This window comes from Stenotrophomonas sp. 05L413, from assembly GCF_056397945.1.
Genome location: NZ_JBFTOL010000013.1, coordinates 1 through 8113 on the forward strand (window position 1 = coordinate 1; position 8113 = coordinate 8113).

Below are 8113 nucleotides of genomic sequence, written 5' to 3' on the forward strand. Positions count from 1 at the left end.
GTGCCACCCCGAACTTCGGTGGTGGCGTGCCGATGAACGAGAAGGGCGGCGACAGCAGTACCACCTACGCCACGCTGACCGAGGGCAACATCGTCATCGGCGGCCAGAAGGTGACCGCCGCCGAGCTGGGCGTGAACACCGATGCTGCCACGGCGCACCGCGCGATTGAGGCGATGCCCAATGCCGAGCTGCAGCTGGCCAATCAGCAGGCGATGGCGAATGCGATGGGCACGGTGATGGCCACCAGCAAGCAGATTGCTGGGGATATCGGCAACCAGGCAATGCGGGACCTGGAGAATTCCTATCTCTCTACCCTGACCGATGAGGAGAAGGATCGCTTCAAGAGTCAGAGCGCGCAAGGCAAGTCCAATGAGCTCGCAGCCAGGTTCCCGTACAGCTACAGCGACGCCGTGGCACAGCAGCAGAACTGGGGCATCGGCAGCCAGAATGGCCGCGCGCTGGAAGCAGTGACTACGCTGCTGGTGAGCGTCGTATCGGGCCAAGGCGGCGGGCAGGTTGCGGCCAATGCATTGGCACCGTATGCCGCTCAGCTGATCGGCGACAAGTTCGATACGAACCACGGCAGTGATCCGAACGCCGCGTTGCAGCTGCTCTCTCATGCGCTGCTGGGTGCGCTACTCGCCGAGGCCAACGGTGGTAACGCAGCCACCGGTGCGGGCGCAGCGGCCGGCGGTGAACTGGCGGCGAAGCTGCTGACCGAGGCGCTGTATCCCGGCTACACCGGCGAGCTGAATGATCAGCAGAAGCAGACGATTCTGGCGTTGTCGCAGGCGGTCGGGGCGGTGGCGGGAAGCAGCGCTGGTGATGGGCTTGCAGGCACTGCATTGGCTGCTGGAATCGCGAAGAACTCTGTTGAGAACAACTATCTCGATGCCAAGCAGCTTCTTGCATTGGCTGAGGAACGCAAGGAGTGCAACGGCAACGAAGCCTGTGAGAACGCGGCAAGTGAGCGCTGGGCTAAGGTCTCAAAACTGCAGGGCAAGGAGATGTTGGCGACATGTCAGCAAGCTGACGGCGCATGTGATCTTCAGTTCGCTCAGGCATGGGCATATGGGAAGACCGATGCGAGCCAACTTGGCTTGGGTCTTGACCAAGCGGCAAGCAAGGAACTTGTCATGAGGTTCCTCGAGACTGCCGCCGGCAAACCGTATAGGGGAGGGACAGGCTCATTCTTCATGCAAATGGGGATGGGGGCAGTAGATACCGCGTCCGAGCTCGTAACGGGAGCATTGGGCTATGCGCTCGCCTTGGGAGATATAGCCCTGGCCCCTCAATATCATCGTGACCCTGTCACGGGTGAGTTCAAATACGAACGCATGATTGTGGGAACGCCGATCTTTGGAGACACAGCAGGCAACCCAATCGAAGCCGGAGGCTACAAGCTCGGAAATCTCGCGGGCATCGACTTGGCCCTGTTCGGCGCGGCTTGGAGAAGCGGCAAGGTAGCAAGCGACATCAATCTTCGAAATGCGGGCGGGCTAGCTGATGAGGCTGCCGGCTCGATACGAGATGTTAACCCTGGCTATCCAACCTTTGGTCGAACTCACAATTGCGTGAACTGTTCCATCGCCACTGACTCAACCTTGGCAGGAAATCCTGCATCAGCACTCCCAATCAACCACACAAACGGCGTCCCGTTGAGCGTTCTGGAAAAGCAATACGGATCAAAGTTCGGCCCCATCACTCAACCCGATGATATCGTCCAACAAATGTTGCGTTCTGGAACTGGATCTCGAGGCATAATTTACGGGTCGTATGGTCCAGGACAGACTGGTCATGTATTCAATGTCGTCAATCAGAACGGGGTAATTCGCTTCCTTGATGGGCAGACAGGTAAGGCTGCTGATTTGAGCAAGTTCAAAACCCTGCATCTTCTAAAGACAAGGTAAATGAGGTGAGTTGTGATCACATACAGCCGGGCTCTATCGCAAGCTGTTGAGTACTTGGGGCAGTCTGAGATTCCGCTCCAGATTTGCCTTGAGGGTGAGTTCCAGGAAGGTTGGTACTTCTGCTACCAGTCAAAAGAGTTTTTAGAGACCGGGGACTTTTCTGCACAATTGGCGGGTAATGGACCCTTCTTGATTGATAGGGACTCTGGGGAGCTTGTGGTACTTGGCACAGCTAGACCATTGGAGGAATACCTAAATGAGTACGTGGAACAGAAAAGAGCGAGAATAGCTTGACTCGGTCTCTCTTAAAGGACTGGCGTAATCAGATGATGCAATGACCCACTGATTTCCTGCTCAGGTGTTACTTTCCCCGAAGGAGACACCGATGAGCGAAGTGATGGAAGAAGAGATCAAGCGTTGGACGGCCCGTCGCAAGTCGGCACTGGTCCTTGAGATCATCCAGGGCAAGACCACCGTGGCTGCGGCCAGTCGCCAGTTCGACCTGACGCCGGCGGAGATCGAGAGCTGGGTGGACGATGGCAAGCGCGGCATGGAGAACGCGCTGCGGGCCAAGCCGGAGGACGTGCGCGAGCAGTATGAGCGCCAGCTCAAAGACCTGCAGGAAGCCTACGGCGAGGCCATGCTGGAGATCCGCGCCCGAAAAAAGCTGGCGTCCCTGTTGGGAAAGGACGAGAGCTGATGCTCTCGGTCCAGCAGGGGCTGAAGGACGAAGGTGTAGCGATACCGATGACCAAGCTGTGCCAGTGGTTCGGCGTGGCGCGGCGGACGACGTACTACAAGCCGACCCGTTCGCCTGCAAAGGTCAAAGCGGAGCTTGCCGAGCCGATCAAGGAGATGATCGAGGCGGAGCCGTCGTTCGGCTACCGCACGGTGGCTGCATTGCTGGGCATGAACAAGAACACCGTCCAGCGGATCTTCCAGCTCAAGGGCTGGCAGGTGCGCAAGCGCGCACTTGGGCAACGGCCCAGGATCCAGGCAAAGGTCTCTCGTGCCGAACGACCCGACCAGCGATGGGCCACGGACCTGTGCCGTGTATGGGGCGGCAAGGACGGCTGGCTGAGTCTGGCGCTGGTGATCGACTGCAGCACGCGGCAGCTGCTGGGCTGGCACCTGTCGCGCACCGGCAAGGCGAGCACTGCCGGTGCCGCTCTGGAGCAGGCCTTGATCACCCGCTTTGGCACGCTGGGACGTGTGCCGGAGCCTTTCCTGCTGCGCTCGGATAACGGTCTGGTCTTCACCAGCCGTGACTACACGCGCCTGGTGCGCAGCTACGGCCTGAAACAGGAATTCATCACGCCGCACTGCCCGCAGCAGAACGGGATGGTGGAGCGCGTAATCCGGACACTCAAGGAGCAGTGCGTGCATCGCCACCGCTTTGAGAGCCAAGTCCATGCCCTGCGGATCATTGGCGACTGGATTGGCTTCTACAACCAACAGCGCCCACATCAGGCGCTGAAGATGATGACCCCGGACGCGGCTTATGCCGCTACATTAACCGCATGACCTGAGCAGAAACCGGTGGGTCATTACACTACACCCGACTGGATTCTTATAACCCCAAGTACACGCAGTTGTCGAACATCAATGAAGCCACCGCAATAAAATATATAAACGAAGCTGTCTCAAAATATCCTGCCGGCGCTGTCATTGCCAACGTGCCTTCGAGTGGAACGTTGGCGGGGAAGCGGCTCGTAGGGGATTTAATTTTGGAGATTCCTCCGCAGCTGAAGCCGATTCCAAAGTCTATTCTAGATCACGCGGCGCGTCGAAATGTTACAATTAGAGATTCAAATGGGAGGGTGTATTGATAATGGATTCTATTATTTACTGTCAGCAGTGGTTTCGAAGATACAAGAAAATTGTAAATCCAATGTCCGCGGAAGAGGCGGAGAGGCTGCATAATGCCGGGCTTTCATACGCAGCACTGCTAGGGCCTGAGGATGCTCCTCGGGCATATGTTCAGATGCTGTTGGATAAGAAAGTAATATTAGTTGGATTCTTGGATGCGCATTGCCGTGAGTATTTGAGCTATCAGTTTGAGTTCATGGGCGGCTCAAGAATTTTCCTGAGTTTGGCTACATTTAGGAAGTATTCTATCGAAAGTGAATCCGTTATTTACGGCGAAACCTACTCATTTTCGGTTTCCGGAGAAGCTGCGATTCTGGAAACAGACTTCAGTACAAATGAGTCTCGTGAGCTTAGTAAGGAATATGATGCAAGTAGCCATTTTATCGAAATGCCTGACTTTGGTGATTTTGAGAGTCTGGCCAGAGAGGAGTGGTTATAGTGGTCCGCACAATTTCTAGAATTTGATGGAAATTTGCGGAACTCACCTTGCCGATGCCACTGTGGAGATCGTTCTGACCGCTGGAGCTTGGCGCATGCTCCTTTGCAATATCTCGTTCATGAGAGGATAGGCGAGTAGCTGACCACGTTCCCGATCTCCCGGTCATATTTCAATCGAGGATCTATTCTGTTGCGAGGAGAATGGAAAATCGAACCTCGCCGGCCTCCTGAACTTCCAGTTTCGGGGTGAAGAGGTGACAACTCTTCTAGAGGGTTCGAACAGGAGACTTTGTCGATGCAGCATGAAATCATCTACTGCCAGCGGTGGTTTCGACAGTATAGGAAAGTCGTGGATCCAGTTTCAACGGATGAAACGAAGTTTCGGCATCGCACCAGGCTTTCATATGTCGCTCTTTTGGGTGGTAAGGAAAGGTAATCCCCCCGCAGGTTAGCCGCAGCCAGAAGTGGAATTTTCTCGTAACCTAACCCGAGGAGATCCCATGAAGAAATCACGATTCACAGACAGCCGGATCATCGCCGTACTCAAGCAGGCCGAGGCCGGCACGCCTGTCCCGGACCTTTGCCGACAGCATGGCATCAGCTCAGCGACGTTCTACAAGTGGCGCAGCAAGTTCGGCGGCATGGATGCGTCCATGGTGTCCCAGCTAAAAGAACTGCAGGACGAGAACCGGCGGCTGAAGAAGATGTACGCCGATGCGCAGCTCAGTGCCGAGCTGCTGAAGGAAGCGCTCTCAAAAAAATGGTGAGGCCATCTCAGCGTCGCGAGATGGCCAGACGGGCGGTCCAGGCAGGCATCACCAGCATCGTTCATGCGTGCAGGACGTTCGAGGTGAGTCAGACCTGCTACCACTATCAGGCCAAGGCCTGCCAAGAAAATGCGATCATCGCCGACTGGTTGCTCAGGCTGACCAGCGCCTACCGCGATTGGGGCTTTGGGCTGTGCTTCCTGCACCTACGCAACGTGAAGGGCTTCGCTTGGAACCACAAGCGCGTGTATCGGATCTATCGCGATTTGGAGCTGAATCTGAGCATCAAGCCGCGCAAGCGCATCGTCCGGGAAGTGCCGGAGCCTTTGGCCGCGCCTGAGGCGGTCAACCAGACATGGTCGATGGATTTCATGCACGATCAGCTGGCTGATGGACGCAGCTTCCGGATGCTCAACGTACTGGATGACTTCAACCGCCAGGGACTGGCGATGGAGGTCGACATCTCCTTGCCTGCGGCGCGCGTCATCCGCAGCTTGGAACAGGTCATTCAATGGCGCGCAAAGCCCCGCGCCATACGCTGCGACAATGGGCCCGAGTACATCAGCGGAGCGCTGCAAGCATGGGCCGAGCGGCAAGACATTGCGCTGCTCTACATCCCGCCAGGCAATCCTCAGCAGAACGCCTACATCGAGCGCTACAACCGGACCGTGCGTCACGCTTGGCTTGCTAGCATCTGTTCAATGACATCGAACAGGTCCAGGAAATCACCACTCGTTGGCTATGGACTTACAACCACGAGCGCCCAAGCATGGCGCTCGGCGGCATCACGCCAGTGCAGAAGCTTGCACTGGCAGCGTAGTTCCATTTTTGGCGACCGCTAAAAGCGGGGGGATTACACAGTAGTCGGGCCCAACCTTAGGCCAGGCAACATCTGGGAGACGTTCGAGCTGCCAGCGCTTAAGCAGAATCCAAAAGTTGATAAGATCATGACAGTCGACCCTTCTACTGGTAAGGATAAGCTGGTTTGGTCAAGAAAGTAGACACTATGAGCCTAATGAAAATAAGTATAGGTTCCATTTTTGCTGCCTACTATGGATTCGGGTTTGAAGCGTATCCGAAGGCCAGCAGGGAACGCTTGGAGGAATTGGTAGGTTCAGAGAGCCTGCGTGATTCGGAGAAGTTGATCGAAGAAGTGGTTAGCGAGCTTGGGCAGCTTCGTCCGGACTGGTCAACTCAATCCCTAGAATCCGTTGGTGATTGGGTCAAAGTGCAGATGCTTGCTACACGCCCAACTCTGGACGGACTCTCGCTCGATACACTGGCGTGGGTGTTCACCTGGTCCAATCGATAGGCCATGTACGGAACACCTAGTCGGCGTTCCAATTGCCAGTGTGATGATGATGACCTCCTCCCAATAATTCAGACCAGCCAGAACTAGAATATTCGGCGACACTCAGGCCCAAGGAGGCCCGTCGCCATGTGGAACCGGCTGCGGGCGCACTATTGGTACGCCTGTATTGACCGAGACCGCCGGCGCGTTGGCAGTGCAGGCCGGACGGGTCGGCGGCCCAGTTGGCGTGGAGAACGTCGGCCTGGTCGCACAGGGATGCAATGGGGCAAGGGCATCCATGCCCTAGGAATACTATCTGGCGAAGTTGATGCCGGAAGAAGCCAGGTTACCACCCAACTTCAAGACGTTCGATTTCTTCGATGACGCGACTGGCTTGGCAATCAGCGCGAAAACTTTGGATACAACCACGCTTTCCCGACTGACCAATCCGCGGCAGATCTTTACGACCCTGAGGGGAAATATTGACGATGCAGCCGCTTTTACTGGACACCGGCTCAGCAATGTAAGCCTGTCCGCATCGCAGATAACGCAGCGTGAGGTCCATGTGGCAATTCCAAAGAACACCGGGTCGGCTCAGTGGGATGAGGTTATGAAGGCCGTGGAATACGGCAAGCTCAAGGGAATTACAGTCAAGGTCACCACGGTTGAGTAATATGAATGACGTTGAAAAGAGACCGTCCGCGGTCATATTGAGTGGGAAGGATTTCATTCTTGTGCATACCCTTTCAGGCTACCGAAGTATGCGATGGGACCCGTTGGGGGAAAAAATCTTGTTACATGGCGGCGCCGAAGATCACCTAATCGGTGAGGCCCTTCTTAGAGCGCTGGATGCAAGCCGCTTTGTTCTCGCCGCGCCTCGTCATGACGTCTGGATCCATCCGGACGTGACCTTTGACAAGGACCTGTACGACCTGAAATTGAACGGACAGTACTACGAGGCATGTATTGACGACGTTGTGCGTCAATTGGGGTACAAGAACAAGCGTGCGCTGTTCAAGTCTGTATCCAGCTGCCATGCCGAGCGCATTCGCGAGCAGATAGTCGTATCCCCTTCCGTCCAAGAAAAGCTCGATGCATGGGCAGCACTGCCGGAAGATCAGAACGTCGTTTTGAGCGCCACAAGCACTCCTTCAGAGATTGGCGTCGGCGTTCGCCTTGCTATTTCACGCTGTAGTTGAACATGGGGCAGATCTATCTGCCATCGGGGCGCGGCCACTGCTGGTAGGACCGGGCTGATGTGGGTCACATGGCCCCTTGGGGTGCCGCGCCCGTCCAACTCGAGTGTTGCAAAGGAATCGCCACAGACAATCACGCTCGTTCTCCGGCTTCTATGTCTACGCTGAAGCGAGCGTGGGCAGCAGCAGGTCCAACGCGAACAGCACCACCTGGCAGAACACCACGCTCACCGGCCAGAACATCTCGCTCAAGGCCGAGGGTGACACCACCCTGCGCGGTGCCACCGCGACGGCCGACCGCATCGATGTAAAGGCCGGCGGCACGCTGACCATCGAGTCGCTGCAGGACGTGGCGGAAAGCATGTCCAAGAACAGCCAGGTGGGCGGCCGGGTGCAGGTGTCGTTCGGCACCGCCTGGAGTGCCGACGGCTACGCCAGCGGAGGCAAATCCAACGGCAGTTATCAGGGCGTGGGCCAGCAGTCGGGCCTGTTCGCCGGTGATGGCGGCTACCACGTCGATGCCGGCCACGTGAACCTGGTGGGCGGTGCGATTGCCAGCACCAACGCCACCCACAGTGAACTGACCGCGCAGACGCTGACCTTCAGCGACCTGCAGAACCAGATGCAGCACAGCACCAGCTC

At 56.6% G+C, this 8113-nt stretch carries 9 protein-coding genes and 1 pseudogene; all 10 read left to right on the forward strand.

Annotated features, from left to right (window positions below):
* The coding region (locus tag AC1DIQ_RS18860) for a toxin glutamine deamidase domain-containing protein (protein ID WP_478050591.1) at positions 1–1910 on the forward strand (1910 nt) is incomplete at its 5' end.
* Positions 1911–1922: 12 nt separating this feature from the next.
* The gene (locus AC1DIQ_RS18865) at positions 1923–2204 is read left to right on the forward strand and encodes a YrhB domain-containing protein (RefSeq protein ID WP_121044669.1); all 282 of its coding nucleotides are present in this window, start codon (positions 1923–1925) and stop codon (positions 2202–2204) included.
* A gap of 91 nt (positions 2205–2295) precedes the next feature.
* Complete coding sequence (locus tag AC1DIQ_RS18870; RefSeq protein ID WP_121042179.1) at positions 2296–2610, forward strand: DUF1153 domain-containing protein; 315 nt, start codon at positions 2296–2298, stop codon at positions 2608–2610.
* Positions 2610–3434 carry an IS3 family transposase gene (locus tag AC1DIQ_RS18875; RefSeq protein ID WP_478050592.1) on the forward strand — a complete coding sequence of 275 codons (825 nt, stop codon included), beginning with the start codon at positions 2610–2612 and terminating at the stop codon, positions 3432–3434. The genes AC1DIQ_RS18870 and AC1DIQ_RS18875 overlap by 1 nt, the downstream gene beginning before the upstream one ends.
* Before the next feature lie 307 nt (positions 3435–3741).
* The gene (locus tag AC1DIQ_RS18880) at positions 3742–4218 is read left to right on the forward strand and encodes a hypothetical protein (protein ID WP_147433817.1); all 477 of its coding nucleotides are present in this window, start codon (positions 3742–3744) and stop codon (positions 4216–4218) included.
* 499 nt (positions 4219–4717) lie between these two features.
* Positions 4718–5804: pseudogene (locus AC1DIQ_RS18885) on the forward strand (IS3 family transposase).
* A 165-nt stretch (positions 5805–5969) separates the two neighbouring features.
* Positions 5970–6296, forward strand: a complete 327-nt coding sequence (locus AC1DIQ_RS18890) for a hypothetical protein (RefSeq protein WP_121036598.1) — start codon at positions 5970–5972, stop codon at positions 6294–6296.
* 295 nt (positions 6297–6591) lie between these two features.
* A complete protein-coding gene (locus tag AC1DIQ_RS18895; protein WP_478050595.1) occupies positions 6592–6948 on the forward strand; it encodes an endonuclease toxin domain-containing protein in 357 nt (118 codons plus the stop codon).
* 1 nt (position 6949) lies between these two features.
* Positions 6950–7474: a contact-dependent growth inhibition system immunity protein gene (locus AC1DIQ_RS18900; RefSeq protein WP_478050593.1), complete on the forward strand. Its 525-nt coding sequence runs from the start codon at positions 6950–6952 to the stop codon at positions 7472–7474.
* Positions 7475–7646: 172 nt separating this feature from the next.
* A partial coding sequence (locus AC1DIQ_RS18905; protein WP_478050594.1) for a hemagglutinin repeat-containing protein occupies positions 7647–8113 on the forward strand: 467 nt, incomplete at its 3' end.